A 15,269-nucleotide genomic window follows, 5' to 3' on the forward strand; every position below is an offset into this window, starting at 1 on the left:
AACGATTTTCTCCCGGATCTCTTGGAATGTTTTTTCGAGGATTCATTTCCAGGAAAACTCATTTTTTACTTTTTACATCGGTAAGTTCTTTTTTGAATTCTTCTCAATCGATTTAAACGGAAATCGATGTTCTACTCGGAGATAAGAATCGTCTAAGAAACGAATGGCCTATTCCAATAAAGGATTCCCTTTTTCTGATTGCTCGCACGTGTCTTTTGGAAAAGCTGGAAAGAGAAATCATGAGTAGCATTGAAGAAGTTCAGAGAGAAATTGTTTCCGAATTTTCAGAATGTACGGATTGGCAGGAACGCTATCAACTTTTGATTGAAATGGGAGACGAACTCGGAGCCATTCCTGATTCGTTAAAAACTCAGGAACGTCTTGTTCCCGGTTGTCAGTCTCGAGTTTGGATCGTTTCGGAAGAAACAAACGGAAAGGTAGTCTTTCAAGCTGACAGCGATTCCGCGATTACACGCGGTATGATCGCGCTTCTCATTCGAGTTTTTTCAGGGAAAACGAGAGAAGAAATCAAAAATGCCTCCCTCGAATTTTTAAAAGAGATCGGTTTAGACAAACATCTTTCCATGTCTAGAAGAAACGGTCTTTATTCCATGGTGAATATTTTAAGAAATAGTTGATTTGTCTTCGTTTAACAATTTGAATTCTTAGATCTATGAATATCAAAACATACAGTCCGAGCGGTTTTTTGAAATCGTATATCAGAGATTATATGGTAATAGAAAGCGGAGCTGAGAAGGAGAATCGGGTCCTTCCCAATTCTTCGGCGGTTTTGTCTTTTCGAATCGGCGGGAATGTCCGTATCATGGAACATTCAAAGGAGAATAACGCGCCGATTTTAGGAATCGCAGGTCTTAGAAAAAACTCTCGTCTGATTCAATATTCGAAAGGGGCTTCGATGCTTCTTGTTAATTTTCAAGAAGGTGGGGCGGTTCGATTTTTCAAAATTCCGATGAACGAAATTTTCGGAGTCAATTTGTCTTTGGATCAACTCCTTTCTAAGTCCCAAGCCGCAGAGATAGAAGACAAACTTTTCGAAACAAAAACAAACGAGGAAAGAATCAAGATCTTAGAAAGATTTTTACATTCTCTTTTTCGCGAAGCCAACGAAGATCTTCTCGTTTTGGAAACTGTGCGGAGGATTCGAAACACAAACGGCAATCTGAGAGTAAAAGAACTTCTGAGAGGAATGCCGATCAGCAGGGATTCTTATGAAAAAAGATTTAGACAAACGATCGGAACTTCTCCGAAACAATTTGCAAACTTAATCAGAATGAAAAGTCTCATCGAACATTATTCTTCCTTTCAAACGTTGACCGAGGTGGCGCAAGAAGCCGGCTATTTTGACCAGGCCCATTTTATCAAAGATTTCAAAACCTTTACGGGCCTGACTCCGAAGGATTTTTTTAAAACTCCCGCCTTTTGGTAAATTCCTGATTTTTTACAATTTTGATTTTTGATTCTCGTGTATTCTCATTCCCAAGAGGTGCAAAAGAATGCAGAAAATTTTAATCGACCGTTTTATCCTTCCCAAATCTTCTCAGGAAGAATTTTTTCAAAGAGTCAAAATCAATCGTGATTTTATCAAAACGCTCCCAGGGTTCATAAAGGATTCTGCATATTCCAGAGAGGAAGGGGATTTACTTTTTTTTGTTACGGTCGCCGTCTGGAAAGATCAGGAAGCGATCGAGAACGCAAAGAAGAATGTTTTTTCGGAGTATGAGAAACAAGGTTTTGATATGCCTGCGATGCTCAAACGTTTGGGCATTTCTATCGAAAGGGGAATTTTCGAGGAAGCGGATGTCAATGACTCACGTTTGAATTGGGCGAAATAAAAATTGAATCGGAAATAAGAATATTCAAAAATTAAAATGTATTGGTCGAGTTTTTTAAATTCGTTTTTCGGAACTTCGCGGGAAGTTTGTTCCAGACCAATTGATACGAACTGTGAATTCTTTTTTCTAATTCTTTCTGAGGTAGGGTTTTGAGAGAAACACACTGAACCCAGTCGTATCTCGCGAGATACGGGGCGGGAATGATTCCTTTTTTCCGGGAAAGGATTTCCGCTTCTTCCGGGCTACATTTGAAACTGATTGTAAACGGTTCTTCCGTCATCAGAACACAGAACATCTTTTTGTGAACCGTGAAGACCACATCTTTTTCCCATTTGATGTCTTCGTTTGCGAAGGGTAGGGAGAGCGCAAACTTTCGGATCGGTTCGAAAAGGGGATCGGACGCAACGATCTTGATCATCTTTTTAAATCAGTTCGGGGCGATCGGAAAGTTCGTTCGGATTTTGTTTTCTCGCGGGAAAATGTTTTTGGAGAAGTTTTGTAAATTGTTCGATTGCGTTCAACACGCTTTGCAGATATTCCCCGGATCGAAAACCGTTTTCCATTCGAGTGCAGATTTCGTCTAACGTAGATTGTCCTATCTTTTTATAAATTCCCCGATCCGCCAATAATTCTATCTTTCTATCCACTAACTGAATATAGATGAGAATTCCCGTGTTTTCTTCCGTGTCCCAGATTTTTCTTTCCGAAAAAAGTTCTTCGGCTCTTTGTTTTACGCTCTGCCCGCCTAAAATTTTAAAAAGTGGAAGATTTCCTTCTAAGATAACTTTGATTTCTCCGGTATGGAGTTTTTCCGATAGGGAAACAGTATATTCAATTTTCTTTAAGTCTTCTTTGTTGAAGAATCTTTTGAAAAGAAAAGATTTGGATTTATCCGAAGAAAACGAGAACGCGGAAAAAAAGGATTCTACAAGATGATTTCCGATTCTGAGGAATCTGGATTCTTCTTTTGTCTGATTTTTGAAAGTCATATTCGCATCCTCTTTACCAACTCCCGGAGGCTCCTCCGCCTCCGGAACTTCCACCGCCGCCGCTCCAAGATCCGCCTCCGGAAGAAGAACCCCAAGACGATCCGCTACCGCCCATTCCTCCTCCGTTTGCGAGGACAAAGAACCAGAGAAGGAGAGCGCCCGGGATCAACATCCAAAGTGTGATGGACCAAAACAGACCAAGAACTATAAAAATGATTCCGCTGATTCCTCCGGACAATCCGTTTCCAAATAAGAATCCGAAGATTTTTCCGATTACGACTAAGATGATAAAGGCGGTTATAAGTTTGTTCGGGAGTTCAGGAAGATCGTCGGCGCCGGATCCGGAATCCGTTCCCGCGACGCGTCCGCTCGCGGCCGGAAGTTCTTCTCCATTGATCGTGGAAATGAGATGATCGATTCCCTCGGAGATTCCTTGGTAGTAGTCCCCATTCTTAAATTGAGGAATCATAAAGTCGCTTATGATACGTTTGGCGATCGCGTCCGGGACGGCGCCTTCCAATCCGTATCCGACTTCGATTCTTGTCTTGTGATCTTGGATCGCGACGACGAGTAAAACTCCGTCGTCAACGCCCTTGCGCCCGAGCTTCCACTTCTCAAAGGCTTTGACCGCGTATTCTTCTATGCTCCAGTCTTTTGTGGAACCCACGACTAAGACCGCGATCTGACTTCCTTTTCTTTTTTCAAACTGAACGAGACGTCCTGTGAGAACTGACTTTTGAGAATCGGTAAGAGTGGAAGTCATGTCAGTGATCTGCGTTCGAAGCGTAGGAATTTCGGGATCTTCCGCTCTCCATTCTTCTCTTTGAAGAATCCAAGAAGAATTTTCAGTTCTTACGTTCCAGCCTGCGGTCAACAAAAGAAGCCCGAGAAAGAAGAAACCTTTTTTGTTCATCCTAAGTAGATTCAAAATTCTTAAAATTTAACTTCCGGAGGTTTGGAGATTTCTTTTTCGTTTTCAACCGTAAAAGAAGGTTTGGTCTGAAATCCGAAGATCTTCGCGGTTAAGTTGCTCGGGAATTGTCGAATCGTTACGTTGTATTTTTGTACGGATTGTATATAACGATTTCTTGCAACGGTGATTCTATTTTCGGTTCCTTCCAACTGTGCTTGGAGGTCTCGAAAGTTTTCGTTGGATTTGAGTTCGGGATATTTTTCCACGACGACCATAAGTCTGGAAAGCGCCGAGGTCATCTGAGATTGCGCTTGCGCGTATTTTTTAAAAAGTTCCGGGTTGTTGAGAGTTTTTTCATCCGCTTGAATCGAACCGACTCCGGCGCGCGCTTTTGTAACTTCGACCAAGACTTTCTCTTCTTGAGCCGCGTAACCTTTTACCGTGTTGACAAGATTCGGGATGAGATCCGCTCTTCTCTGATATTGGTTTAATACTTCCGCCCAAGAAGCGGTGACGGCCTCGTCTTCTTCTTGGATCGCGTTGTAACCACAATTGGAAGAAGCCAAGGTCGTAAGGACCAGCATAGAAACCAAAAATACTTTGGATAGAAACTTCGTTTTCAAGAAATTCTTTGCTCCTGTAGAGGTGTAATTCTTTTACACTTAGACCCGGATCGTAAACAGAATTTTCTTTCTTCAAAACGGAAAATCTTCTTCTATATCCGTAAAGTCGTTCCCGTCCGTCTCTTCGGCTTGGTTTCCGCCCGGTTTTTTTTCGGGATTGGGCTCGGAGATACTCAAGGATAGATAGTTTCTTCCGGTCGCTGACTTTCGGATCCATCCCGCGAGACGATAGGTTTTTCCTTCCAGCAAGACTTTTCCCGTGTAATCCGGTTGAGTTTCCTTTTCCTTGGTCGCGTTGCTAAAGAGACTTCCTTTTTTTTCTTTGAGAGCGTATTCTGCCATGTTCTTTTCCTCCTTTTGACGTTGGCTTTTTTGTCCTTGGATCTTTTTGAAATCCTCGGAAAGTGTGAATTCCTACTTTTCCCGCAGTGTTCGAGTTAGGCGGCTTCGGAATTGCGAAGCGCGTCTTTTGCGAGGGCTCTTTTCCGGATTTCTTCGATCAGCTTATCCGCGAGGATTTCCGCGATCGCCTCGATTCTTTCGTCCATCCATTCTGAATTGTTTGTTTCCATGTCGTTTGCTCCTTTATCTGAAAATCAGGATACAGGAACCCCGGGACAAAAAAGACGAGGAGAGGGATTTTTTTCTGTTTTGCCCCGATTTCTTTTTCGGGGAGGAATGGAAGGTTTTCGAAATTTATAAGATAAAACCTTTGACCTTTGTCGCCGACGGAAACAATAAAGGCAGTAGTCTTCGGAATCGAACTTTATGCGAATCAAATCGGAATCTATGGAACTGGAGCGTTATCGGGATTTTTTTCTCAGCAGCGCCGAAGGGATCTGGTGTTTTGATTTGAGTGTGCCGCTTGACACCGGTTTGGCGGAAACCGAACAGGTTTCCCTTCTTCTCGCAAACGCCCGCCTAACGCTCTGTAACGATTCTATGGCGAGAATGTACGGATATGATACCGCTTCCGAGGTCATGGGACTTTCTCTGGCTCAGTTGATTCCTTCCGATTCTCCCGAAGATCTGGAACATTTTTTTACCTTTGTTCGTTCCGGATACAGCATGAAGGACGTAGAATCCAGAGAACTGGATCGTTTTGGAAATTCGAAATACTTTCTCAATAGCGTCGTCGGCGTCGTAAAGGAAGGAAAACTTTCTCAAGTCTGGGGTTCTCAGAGAGATATCACTCCTCTCAAAAAGAGCGAAGACAAACTCAAATACTCTCTTCTTTTACAGAGCAATCTTACCGAGATCTCCAAAAGTTTTATCACGGTTCCGCCGAGAGAATTGGATCAGGCGATTCGAAATTCTTTGGAAAGGGCCGGAAGAATCTGCGACGCCGATCGTTCTTATATTATAGAATACTCAAGTACGAATAAACACATCTCGAACACATACGAATGGTGTAAGGAAGGAATTCCTTCGCAGATCGACTACTTTCAAAATATTCCAGTGGAGGAAATTCCTAAGGAACGATTTGAAAGGGTCCGCAAGTTCGGTTACTTCGCGCTCAATTCGGTGGAAGAAATTCAAAACGAGAATCCGTTTGTAAGAAACCTTTTACTTCCTCAGGGAATTCGATCTCTTCTGATGATCGGGCTTACCTACGAAGGAAAGGAAATCGGTTTTTTCGGTTTGGACATGGTGCGAAAAGATCGAACTTGGACCGAAGAGGAGATCAACATTCTCGGATTGATCGGGGATTTGATTCTTCTTGCCTTTGATAGAAAAAACAAAGAAGGCACGTTAAACGCCTTTTATGATAGAATGCACTATGATCTTGAGTTGGGAAGACTGACACAACGTTCTCTTGTGGATCGGACCTTTCCCGATTCTCCTTACTTCCGAATGGAAACCTACTTTCGTCCTTTTGAAAAAGTAGGAGGGGATGTAATCAGTACGATTCAGAATGAAGACGGAAGTATGGATATTCTTTTTGCTGACGTTTCGGGCCACGGGATTTCCTCCGCGATGGTTTCGGGAATGGTGGTCATCTCGTTTAAGAATTCTTCTCGGATCGGTCTTTCGCCCGCGGAAGGTTTGATAAGAATCGTAGAAGACCTGAAATCTCTGGTCGTGGATCATCATATTTCTGCGGTCCGAGTAAAATACATTCCGGAAACTAAAAAACTCATCTATGCATACGCGGGTCATCCTCCGATTCTTCTTTTTCGAGACGGAAAAAAATTAGAACTGGATGGAATGAATCTTCCTCTTCTCGCCTTTGACGGCGCGGAATACTATGATCAGTCGATCGATCTTTTGCACGGGGATCGAGTCGTATTCTTTTCCGATGGGATGTATGAGATCTTCAACTCTCAAGGAGAAATTTTAGATCTTCCCGGTTTGATCTCCATTCTGGAAGAATATCTCGATGCCGAATCTATAGAAGAATATATCGAATTGATCGTTTCGGATATTTTTGCGTATTCCGGTGGAAATTTTGGGGACGATATCGCACTTCTTGTCTTGGACATCTATTGATTCCGAAAAGTCGTTCTATCGTTTGAAGAAAGTATAAAAATACGAGTCATCGAAGTTTATCTTTTTTTCCTTATATTCAAAGAGTTGCATCTGCTTTTCCAGACAAATTGATTCAACCGAAAAAAGGCTTTCGATCGGACTTGAAGTCCGCTTTTGGTAGAATTTCGACGAAGCATTTTTTTTACAGAAAGAGGGAAGCCCCTTCTGGGAAAAGAGGAGTTCCCACAAAATTCTAATTTTCGAATTTAATTTCCATCTTACCTAAGTTTTGCATTCGGAGGAGAACCAGAATTCCCAATTTTTCCGCTTCAGTAATTCTCCTTTTCAACGAAGCTTTCTTTGGCTAAAAGTGCGAAGTCGCCTAACTGACAAAAAAAGGTTTCAAAATCATGGAAATGGCGCCTAACGGCGCTAAAAATTATTCCTGATTATAAAAAAATAATCAAATTCTTATCAGATGCTTGTTTTTATAGATAAAAGAACGCTTTCATGAAATCTATCATCCGTATTTTTTTCCCTCTTTTGGGATTCTTACTTTTTCACTGTGCCCAAGCGGATCGTGTGAGTTTTGATTCTTCTTCGAGCGCGGGTCTTCTCTTCAACGCCGGTTTTGATTATATTAAGAATTTTAGCACCGGGAAACAAATCACAACTTTTCAATTTCGGGCCGGGGATAACCATCTTCTAAAAGATTATGCAGGAGTTGTAATCGGAAATCAGATTCTCATTCAAGGAATGCCTTTCGGCGCGGTGACCCGTTTGAAAGCGACTTTTGAATCTTCCTCGGGTTCCACGATTTTTGTGGGAGGAATTGAGCAGACGAGCGGAGGGAACTCCAATGATTTTTCTTCTCCAGTCAGTTACGAGGTCGTAGCCGGCAACGGTCAAAAAGAAATTTATACGGTGACGGTTAACGTTCTAACTCCGATTACCGACGCGGGACAGACGAATTGTTTTGATAGCGCGTCTTCCGTGATCGCCTGCGGACAGGGAGTTTTCCCCGGACAGGACGCGGATTATTCCGGAATCGCTCCGATTCTAGAAAGAACAACTCTATCGAATGATTCTTCCCAGCCCGTGGTGGTCGATAAGAACACAGGATTGGTTTGGAAAACTTGTAAGGAAGGTACAAATCCGGTCGACTGTACGGCGTTAGCTGATCCTACGACTTTTACTTATGCGGATGCAGGAAACGCTTGTTCCAATCTCAACACAGTTGGATACGCGGGTTTGAAAAATTGGAGACTACCCGATCTGCAAGAGCAGTTCACTCTGGCTTCTTATGACACAGCGGCCCCTTACATCGACTTGACAGTTTTCCCCGATGGAAATCAAACTTTTTGGTCTCGTTCTTTAGCGGATCCCGCTTCTACAATTCCCAGACGTTGGACTTTTAATTATAACAATGGAAACAACGAGACTGCCGATGAAGTAGGCATTCTTCCCGTTCGTTGTGTGGCAGGCGGAAGTTATCCGGCTCAAAATTTTACGGACCTTGGAGACGGAACGATTCTGGACGTAAATACGAATCTTCTCTGGCAAAAATGTTCAGTCGGTCAATCAGGAAACGAATGTCAAAATTCTACGGCCACATTCTTTACTTGGCAAAATGCTCTGATACAATGTAATTCCTTACCGACGACCGGAAGCCGCTGGAGAATTCCGAACGTCCGCGAACAATTGTCGATCGCAAGATACGATTTGCTCATGGGGACAAACGGTATCGATCTTAACGTATTTCCGAATAACGTAAATTACGGAAGTTCTTGGATGAGCAATGTGAGTCTACTTGCCGGTGATATCGGAACTTTTACTTTCGATTTTCAATATGCCAGGCTTTCAAGGTCCAATGCGGTTTATACCCAGGCGGTCCGTTGTGTGAAAGACGGACCGTGACGAAAGAATTTCTTTTCTTTCTTTTTACAAAGTTATTTTAGAAAATTCTAAAATTAGAATATAGATAAATTCTAATTTTCTGGAATATCGATTCTATCGGAAGTTTCCTTTTCTTTAGAATTTACAATCTTAGAATTCTGTTTTTTCTTTCCGATCGAAAGAACTCCGGCCAAAACGAGAAACGTTCCCGCGATTCCCGTGGAAGTGATGGGTTCTCCTAAAAATATCCAGGCAAGAAGAATGGTGGAAATCGGACCTACAGAGCCGACGATCGCCGCACGACCGGAACCGATCATACGAATTCCTTCCGAAGTAAAGTAAGCCGGTATGACCGTGGTCAAAACTCCGAGAGCCAATCCGAGAAGATAAACCGGTTGTGTCTGAACCAAAAGAGAAAGATCTTTTGTAATCAGAAAGTGAATCACTACGATCAAACCGGAAAGAAGCATCAAGTAAGAAGTAAACTTCACGGATCCGATTTTTGGAATCAGGGATTCGCTTCCGACAAGATATAAAGAATACGCTACCGCCGAGGCGAACACGAAGAGCACACCTTTTGCGGCTTGCGGACCCTCGGTTTGAATATCTCCCAAGAACGCGACCGCGATTCCGGAATAAGTGAGAACAATTGCGAAAACTTCGATTCCTTTGATCTTTCTTTTGTAAAGGAAAGAGCTGATTACGAGTACGATCGTGGGATAGACAAAGAGGGTGAGTCTTTCCAAACCGGCGGAGATATATTCCAAACCTATAAAATCAAAAAGACTCGCGAGGTAGTATCCGAGAAACGCAAGCGCGAAGATGAGGCTCCAATCCTTGTTGGAAAGTTTTACCGAATTCTCTTTTTTCCGAGAACGAAACGCAATCCAAGCAAAGAACGGAATCGCGAACAACATTCTGAGAGTAAGAGCCGTAATCGAATCCACATCGTATCTATAGATGAGTTTTACAAAGATCGCTTTGGCGGAAAAAAAAACGGCTCCGGCCAGGATCAGAGAGGCACCTAAAAAAGGTTTCCATTTTGATTCGGATACTTCCATAGATCCATCCTTGAAAAGAGGCTATGCAATGAAAGAAAACAAATCCTAAGAATGCCAGGGGTTTTTAAGAAAAATTTGACCGTCCTCGTCTACGGATGGAAAGAATGGTTCTCCTTGTTCCGCATTCTTCCGTTTTAACTCTTTGATCTTTTGAATCTGAAGATAACAACTACTTAGGAAAAAGGAATGTCCGCATCCTAAAAGATGATAACCTTCGTGGATCAGGGTTCCTTTCGCGCCTCCGGATAACCAATGAGAAAGAGTCCTTGTCTGTCCGAGAATATATCCTCTTGTACCCGTTTTGGTTTCGACCGCGCCTAAAATTTGATAACTCGGAATTCCAAAAAACGCGAAAAATAATCCTACGAGTTCGAATGCGGTGTCGCTTAACTTTCCTCCCGCGACCGCAAGAAGTCGATCGCAGGAGACGGGAAGATCGGCGGTGAAAATCTGATCCATGATCGCGGAACCGGTCCAGCCCGGACGCTCCCATTCTCTCACTTCGCTTAATAAAATCGTAATTTTGTAGAGTCTTAATTCTTCGTTCCAGTCTGCGATCAGTTCTTCCAATTCTTCCTTAGAAATTTTTTTGTCCTTCCAGACGCAGAGTTTAACCGTTTCTTCTTTTCCGAAATCGATCTCTTCCCGAATCGCTGTTCGATGAAAACCGACCATCGTACAGGAAAAAATAAAAATACAAAATAATAGAAGAATGCTTTTGTTGAATCTTGAAAGATTCTTCGTTCTGTCTTTGTTCGTCGGGATCACTTTCGTTTTTATTATCTTTTCGGAAAAAATTTCCAAGTAAAAAAGTCGGCTCTCGTAGAATTTAACAACGCGGAAAAGTCAAGAATTTCCCGCGATGCCGAAACGGACTTCAAGTGTTTTTTAAGAAAAAATAATTTGTCGGAACAAGTGACTCGGAAGAAAAAGAATTGTATTTCTCTTTTAGAAGCCACTCTCGGTTTTTTCGATTCAAACAAAGATTTGATTTTTGTTCGCTCCTTGCGGACTTTTCATTTCGAGTAAACAAACATATCATAAAAATAGAATGGATCATTTGTCTTCGGAGCGTGAAAACTTTTCAAACTTCGAAGACAAACGGAATCGGATCAGAACTAAGATTGGATCTTTGAAAAAAAGAATCTTAGGCTTCGTCCGGAATTCTATGCATCCAAACCGAAAAGATCGCTCCGGTTGCAAACATGATCAAACTATAGATCGCGGAAGGGACCGCCATTGCAGCGTTATTCAAGATTGAGGAAGCGATTGCGATTCCCAAGGTTCCGTTTTGAATCCCGACTTCGATCGTGATGGAAGTCCTCTGTGCTTTTGTAACTTTCATCAAAGAAGCTCCGAAAAATCCGAGAACCATCGTAAGTAAGTTGAGGGCTAAGGCCGCAGGTCCGACTTCGATAAAGTATGGAATGATATTTTGTCTTTCTCTTACGATCGCTCCCGCGATGATCAAAACTAAAAAGATTCCTGAAAGAAGTTTTACTACCTTTTCAAACTTTTTAGAAAGATCCGGTTTTTTGGCGTTGAGAATCATTCCGATTGTAACCGGCAGAACCGTGATTAAAAAAATCTGTAAGATCGTCTGCGGAACGTTGAGTTCGATCATCTGGCCGCTTCCCAAAAAATGATGCATAGAAAGATTGAGAAGAATGGGGATCGAAACAACCGTAACACAGCTCGTGATTGCGGTTAACGTGATCGAAAGGGCCACGTCTCCTTTTGCGAGATGAGTGATCAGATTTGAAGTGGCTCCTCCGGGACAGATCGCGAGCAACATCAAACCCACCGCCAATTCTCCGGGAAGACCTGAAAAGTCGGCGATGATCCATCCCGCGACGGGTAAGAGTAACAACTGTAAGGTGAGGCCCGTTAATACGGCCTTGGGAAGAATAAAAATTCTTTTGAAGTCGTCGATCGTCAGGGACATCCCCATTCCGAGCATGATGATTCCTAACGCGAGCGGAAGAAACACGGCTGTTAGCAAATTGGATTCCATAATATAAACCTATTTTTTGTTTCAAACTCTGTATAAAAACTTTCATCTCCAGTCGACTGAATTTTTGATTCTCTCGAATTTTACAATCGTTTGGGCTTACCGATTTCTTTTTTATCGAACGATTGAACGAAATCTAATCGCGATTCGATTTCTCGTTTGAGAGGATTCATCTCCGGATCCGTTATCGTTTTTCGATGGCAAAAAGTCCGAACGTGATCGCGAGAGTTCCTAGGATTGGAACTTTTTTCTTTGTAATATCTTGACAAAGTATTTTTTGGAAATATATTTCTTGTTCTTTGTAAAAGAGGTGCAACGGATGAAAAACTTAAAAATAACTTACATCGCTCTTTTATTCTCGTTAGTTCTATTCGGAGTTGTGTTTATTCTTTCCGCAAATGAAACGGGAGATCATTCCAAGAATCTGAGCGGTTTTGTTCTCGGAGCGAGCGTGTTCTTATTGCCCGTGGCTTGGTATGTTCCTCTTTTTTTCGCTAAGAAAAAATTGATTCAAGAGAATTTGAAACTCAAAGACAAATTCAGCTCCTATTCTCAATCTAAAATTCTTTCAGTGATTTTTTTGGACGCGGGTTATACGATCAACGGAGTCTTTTATTTTATTCATTCGAATCCGATTCATTGGATAGGAATGGGAATTTTCTTTTTTGGAATTCTGATTCTTTTTCCAAGGGATAGGGAATTTTTTTCCTTATACGATTCTCGAGAAATCTATCATTGATTTGTGGCAAATCCGATTCTAAAAAAGAGGTGATGGATTTTCGAATTCAAAAAAATCTCGTGTTACATGGAAGAAAATTCTAAAGTAAGAGAAAAACAATCCTTCAAAAGAAAATTTTTGATTTGGTTGATTCCATTTCTCGTTGTCAATCTTCAAAGACTGATCGGTTTTACTTCTCGTAGAATCAATATCGGCGACGGAAGTCTGGATAAACTCCGCAAAGAAAATAAACCGTATATCCTTTCCATCTGGCATACGAACGTTCTTTATTCTCCCTATCTCAATCGTAAGGCCGGAGCTGCGGTTTTGATTTCCGAATCCAAGGACGGAGATTTTATAAACGAAGTCGTTCATCGTTTTGGCAACTATAGTATTCGAGGCAGTTCCTCCAAGGGCGGATCGAAGGCTCTCAAAGCTCTCATCGTTCATCTCAAAAAAAATCTTCCCGCAGCGATTACACCGGACGGACCTCGCGGTCCCGCGCTAATTGTTCAACCGGGTTTGATCGCCTGTGGTCAGGTTTCTCAGGTTCCCATCGTCCCGCTTCACTACGAATGCACTCGTCAGTGGATCGCCGAAAGATCTTGGGATAAACATAGAATTCCAAAGCCGTTTACTACGTTCGTCGTTTCTTACGGAGAACCGATTCTGATTCCCAGACAGTTGGATGAAAAAGGTTTTGAAGAGGCGCGTTTGATGGTCGAGAAAGCGATGTTGGAAAATCGTCAGAGATGTATCGACAAGGCCGAAGAATTAAGAAAAAAATAATATTCTCATGTGGGAACTAAGGAGTTCCCTCTTTTGCGTGTTCCTTTAGAATCCGTTTTACTTCTAAAAAAGTAGGCAAGTGATCTTCTACGGAATGTTCGGATTGAATGAGTAATTCCGATTCAGGATGATCGAGATGTGAACTTTCGTAGGGTACGACAGAATCGCTGATCCAATCCATATCTACGAGTTTGGAATTTCCTATGATGGAATGAAATTTTACGAGCGGCTTGTATTCTCCGGTTACTTTCATAAAAAGACTTTTGGGCGCGAGTCCGTCCACTCCGTAAACTCCCGGAACCAAATCTCCTTCCTTATGATTTACGATCAGAAATTTATATCCTTCTTCGAACTTTTTGGCGACTTCTTTGGGAAGAACGAAAAGAAATCTCGCGATCGTTCCAAAAAATCCCTCCGCTAAACTCGAACCTCTGTGCGGTGTCGCGATAAAGATCGCCCTCTTTACAAAAGGTACAGGATCAAAATCGAAAACCCTTTTGATTTCTTTTTTGTATTCTTCGCTCATCGATTCGTAAGCTGAATAGGGAACCTTTGCGACCGTCATCCATTCTTCTTTTCTTCCGCTGGTTACGGCTAACTTTGTGATGAGGCCCCCCATACTATGACCAACTAAGACCATCTGATCAAAACTTTTGCTCTCGTTTTTTGGATCGTAGACCTTTCTCAAATCATATAAGGTATCTCTAAAGTCCGCCGCTGAAAGAAGCATAGGATTTACTGTGGGATACCAATACACCCAAAACTGATATTTTTCTTTGATGGCAGGATCGGAGAGGAGTTCGTTTATCATCGGAAACCAGATAAAAGGAGAAGAAGCAAGTCCGTGTAAGAATACGACCGGAATCTTATCCTTGCGGTAAGGATATACGAGATAAAGTCCCTTTCTTGAAATGCTTGTTTCTCCGTCAAAGATCGCGAGCAAGCTGTCCCGTTTTTGCGCGATCGTAAGCATATAAGCGAGCGGTGTTGTCGTGTCGCTCTCCATGGGAAGATTCATCCCTTCGAACTCGATTCTATCTCGAAAGACGGGATCATAGACGTGGATCTTCGCTTTTAGATTCATCAGATCTCTGTTTCCGAGATACGATTCTTTCAGACTTACGAATGCCGTTCCGGGATACGCTTGTCCGACTCCGTTGATAAATTCATACTGAATTCTTTTTTGAGGTTCGTTCTCCGGAAACTTTCGAATGAGAATCAAAGGAGTTCCGATTCCGTATTTGCTGATATGATTGGAAAATCCCTTGGTTCTATAGTCGTAAGCTACTTCTACCTGTAAAAAATTCTGAGGACTCCAGGAAGTTTCGACTTCGGCGCTGTCCATCACGAGACTTCCTCGAATGAGCGGAAGATTTAGATCGGTAACGTTAGCCAGCTTTCGATTCTTCTTCGCATAACGCACCAACTGCGCCAAGGAACGATTGTAAGTAAGAAGAGCAAAACGAAATTCAGCGGAAAAAGGATCCGGAGCCGGCGTCGCCTTCGAATCAAAAAGATACGTATAAGAATAAACTAATGCGGACGCATACATCTTTGCAAACTGGGGATCTTCCATATCCAAAGAATTTCCGGTGAGATAACAAAGTTCCGAAAGATAATAGGCGAGTTCTCTGGACTTATAAGCGAGAAGGCGATTGTCTAAGTCGTAGATCACAACCAATGGAGAATTTTCAAACTTTTCGTCGAGGTCGTTGCTCTTTAGATAACGCATCGTAAGAAGACTGAGTTTGTTCGAAGAAACGCTGCTTATGTTGACTAATTTTTCTTGTTCGAACTGAGAGTAATTTGCAGTGGAGTAAGTCGCACAATCGAAGAAGACAATAGATACAAGAAGAATCAAAATTTTCAATAAGACCTTACGAAACAAATTCATTTCTCAATCAGAAGCAGAAAGGTTCTCGTTGACAAGCCAAAAAGAGAAAAGGA

General features: G+C 42.2%; 17 protein-coding genes. 7 read left to right on the plus strand and 10 right to left on the minus strand.

Annotated features, from left to right (window positions below; all coding sequences use genetic code 11):
- Window positions 1-239: 239 nt before the first annotated feature.
- The 3 genes from A0128_RS04835 to A0128_RS04845 all read left to right on the plus strand — a co-directional run bounded on the left by A0128_RS04835 (window position 240) and on the right by A0128_RS04845 (window position 1,853).
- Window positions 240-638, plus strand: a complete 399-nt coding sequence (locus A0128_RS04835) for a SufE family protein (RefSeq protein ID WP_069606474.1) — start codon at window positions 240-242, stop codon at window positions 636-638.
- Between the two features lie 35 nt (window positions 639-673).
- Window positions 674-1,447 carry a helix-turn-helix domain-containing protein gene (locus A0128_RS04840; protein WP_069606475.1) on the plus strand — a complete coding sequence of 258 codons (774 nt, stop codon included), beginning with the start codon at window positions 674-676 and terminating at the stop codon, window positions 1,445-1,447.
- A 67-nt stretch (window positions 1,448-1,514) separates the two neighbouring features.
- Window positions 1,515-1,853 carry an antibiotic biosynthesis monooxygenase family protein gene (locus A0128_RS04845; RefSeq protein ID WP_069606476.1) on the plus strand — a complete coding sequence of 113 codons (339 nt, stop codon included), beginning with the start codon at window positions 1,515-1,517 and terminating at the stop codon, window positions 1,851-1,853.
- 31 nt (window positions 1,854-1,884) lie between these two features.
- On the opposite strand, the gene A0128_RS04850 is transcribed toward A0128_RS04845, so the two are convergent.
- From A0128_RS04850 to A0128_RS22435, 6 genes are all read right to left on the minus strand, one after another.
- Complete coding sequence (locus tag A0128_RS04850; RefSeq protein WP_069606477.1) at window positions 1,885-2,271, minus strand: MmcQ/YjbR family DNA-binding protein; 387 nt, start codon at window positions 2,269-2,271, stop codon at window positions 1,885-1,887.
- Between the two features lie 4 nt (window positions 2,272-2,275).
- Window positions 2,276-2,842 carry a TPM domain-containing protein gene (locus tag A0128_RS04855; RefSeq protein ID WP_069606478.1) on the minus strand — a complete coding sequence of 189 codons (567 nt, stop codon included), beginning with the start codon at window positions 2,840-2,842 and terminating at the stop codon, window positions 2,276-2,278.
- Between the two features lie 13 nt (window positions 2,843-2,855).
- Window positions 2,856-3,755 (minus strand): TPM domain-containing protein, encoded by a 900-nt coding sequence (locus tag A0128_RS04860; protein ID WP_069606479.1) that lies wholly within the window; start codon window positions 3,753-3,755, stop codon window positions 2,856-2,858.
- Window positions 3,756-3,775: 20 nt separating this feature from the next.
- Complete coding sequence (locus tag A0128_RS04865) at window positions 3,776-4,378, minus strand: LemA family protein (protein WP_069606480.1); 603 nt, start codon at window positions 4,376-4,378, stop codon at window positions 3,776-3,778.
- A gap of 72 nt (window positions 4,379-4,450) precedes the next feature.
- Window positions 4,451-4,720, minus strand: coding sequence for a DUF736 family protein (locus A0128_RS04870; RefSeq protein WP_069606481.1), 270 nt, complete (start codon window positions 4,718-4,720; stop codon window positions 4,451-4,453).
- Window positions 4,721-4,815: 95 nt separating this feature from the next.
- Entirely contained in the window at window positions 4,816-4,950 is a 135-nt protein-coding gene (locus tag A0128_RS22435) for a hypothetical protein (RefSeq protein ID WP_282433219.1), read from the minus strand.
- A 196-nt stretch (window positions 4,951-5,146) separates the two neighbouring features.
- On the opposite strand from A0128_RS22435, the gene A0128_RS04875 reads away from it, so the two are divergent.
- Window positions 5,147-6,868 (plus strand): SpoIIE family protein phosphatase, encoded by a 1,722-nt coding sequence (locus A0128_RS04875; protein ID WP_069606482.1) that lies wholly within the window; start codon window positions 5,147-5,149, stop codon window positions 6,866-6,868.
- 489 nt (window positions 6,869-7,357) lie between these two features.
- Window positions 7,358-8,764, plus strand: coding sequence for an Lcl domain-containing protein (locus A0128_RS04885; protein ID WP_069606484.1), 1,407 nt, complete (start codon window positions 7,358-7,360; stop codon window positions 8,762-8,764).
- Between the two features lie 71 nt (window positions 8,765-8,835).
- Here A0128_RS04885 and A0128_RS04890 read toward each other — a convergent pair whose 3' ends face one another.
- The 3 genes from A0128_RS04890 to A0128_RS04905 all read right to left on the minus strand — a co-directional run bounded on the left by A0128_RS04890 (window position 8,836) and on the right by A0128_RS04905 (window position 11,818).
- On the minus strand, window positions 8,836-9,804 hold the full coding sequence (locus A0128_RS04890; protein ID WP_069606485.1) for a DMT family transporter: 969 nt from the start codon (window positions 9,802-9,804) through the stop codon (window positions 8,836-8,838).
- Between the two features lie 45 nt (window positions 9,805-9,849).
- Entirely contained in the window at window positions 9,850-10,572 is a 723-nt protein-coding gene (locus tag A0128_RS04895) for a hypothetical protein (protein WP_245667201.1), read from the minus strand.
- Window positions 10,573-10,951: 379 nt separating this feature from the next.
- Window positions 10,952-11,818 (minus strand): bile acid:sodium symporter family protein, encoded by an 867-nt coding sequence (locus A0128_RS04905; RefSeq protein WP_069606487.1) that lies wholly within the window; start codon window positions 11,816-11,818, stop codon window positions 10,952-10,954.
- A 316-nt stretch (window positions 11,819-12,134) separates the two neighbouring features.
- On the opposite strand from A0128_RS04905, the gene A0128_RS04915 reads away from it, so the two are divergent.
- Together A0128_RS04915 and A0128_RS04920 are read left to right on the plus strand one after the other, a co-directional pair.
- Window positions 12,135-12,554, plus strand: coding sequence for a hypothetical protein (locus tag A0128_RS04915; protein ID WP_069609127.1), 420 nt, complete (start codon window positions 12,135-12,137; stop codon window positions 12,552-12,554).
- 66 nt (window positions 12,555-12,620) lie between these two features.
- Entirely contained in the window at window positions 12,621-13,322 is a 702-nt protein-coding gene (locus A0128_RS04920) for a lysophospholipid acyltransferase family protein (protein ID WP_069606489.1), read from the plus strand.
- A gap of 16 nt (window positions 13,323-13,338) precedes the next feature.
- On the opposite strand, the gene A0128_RS04925 is transcribed toward A0128_RS04920, so the two are convergent.
- Window positions 13,339-15,216 (minus strand): esterase/lipase family protein, encoded by a 1,878-nt coding sequence (locus tag A0128_RS04925; RefSeq protein WP_069606490.1) that lies wholly within the window; start codon window positions 15,214-15,216, stop codon window positions 13,339-13,341.
- Between the last annotated feature and the right edge of the window lie 53 nt (window positions 15,217-15,269).

This window comes from Leptospira tipperaryensis, assembly GCF_001729245.1.
Classification (GTDB): domain Bacteria; phylum Spirochaetota; class Leptospiria; order Leptospirales; family Leptospiraceae; genus Leptospira; species Leptospira tipperaryensis.

What these genes read in the sequence shown, in the direction of transcription:
- A0128_RS04920 (WP_069606489.1), top strand. Translation starts at nt 12,621, where the DNA reads ATGGAAGAAAATTCTAAAGTAAGAGAAAAACAATCCTTCAAAAGAAAA.
- A0128_RS04915 (WP_069609127.1), top strand. Translation starts at nt 12,135, where the DNA reads ATGAAAAACTTAAAAATAACTTACATCGCTCTTTTATTCTCGTTAGTT.
- A0128_RS04845 (WP_069606476.1), top strand. Translation starts at nt 1,515, where the DNA reads ATGCAGAAAATTTTAATCGACCGTTTTATCCTTCCCAAATCTTCTCAG.
- A0128_RS04855 (WP_069606478.1), bottom strand. Translation starts at nt 2,842, where the DNA reads ATGACTTTCAAAAATCAGACAAAAGAAGAATCCAGATTCCTCAGAATC.
- A0128_RS04850 (WP_069606477.1), bottom strand. Translation starts at nt 2,271, where the DNA reads ATGATCAAGATCGTTGCGTCCGATCCCCTTTTCGAACCGATCCGAAAG.
- A0128_RS04905 (WP_069606487.1), bottom strand. Translation starts at nt 11,818, where the DNA reads ATGGAATCCAATTTGCTAACAGCCGTGTTTCTTCCGCTCGCGTTAGGA.
- A0128_RS04875 (WP_069606482.1), top strand. Translation starts at nt 5,147, where the DNA reads ATGCGAATCAAATCGGAATCTATGGAACTGGAGCGTTATCGGGATTTT.
- A0128_RS04870 (WP_069606481.1), bottom strand. Translation starts at nt 4,720, where the DNA reads ATGGCAGAATACGCTCTCAAAGAAAAAAAAGGAAGTCTCTTTAGCAAC.
- A0128_RS04860 (WP_069606479.1), bottom strand. Translation starts at nt 3,755, where the DNA reads ATGAACAAAAAAGGTTTCTTCTTTCTCGGGCTTCTTTTGTTGACCGCA.
- A0128_RS04885 (WP_069606484.1), top strand. Translation starts at nt 7,358, where the DNA reads ATGAAATCTATCATCCGTATTTTTTTCCCTCTTTTGGGATTCTTACTT.
- A0128_RS22435 (WP_282433219.1), bottom strand. Translation starts at nt 4,950, where the DNA reads ATGGAAACAAACAATTCAGAATGGATGGACGAAAGAATCGAGGCGATC.
- A0128_RS04840 (WP_069606475.1), top strand. Translation starts at nt 674, where the DNA reads ATGAATATCAAAACATACAGTCCGAGCGGTTTTTTGAAATCGTATATC.
- A0128_RS04835 (WP_069606474.1), top strand. Translation starts at nt 240, where the DNA reads ATGAGTAGCATTGAAGAAGTTCAGAGAGAAATTGTTTCCGAATTTTCA.
- A0128_RS04890 (WP_069606485.1), bottom strand. Translation starts at nt 9,804, where the DNA reads ATGGAAGTATCCGAATCAAAATGGAAACCTTTTTTAGGTGCCTCTCTG.
- A0128_RS04925 (WP_069606490.1), bottom strand. Translation starts at nt 15,216, where the DNA reads ATGAATTTGTTTCGTAAGGTCTTATTGAAAATTTTGATTCTTCTTGTA.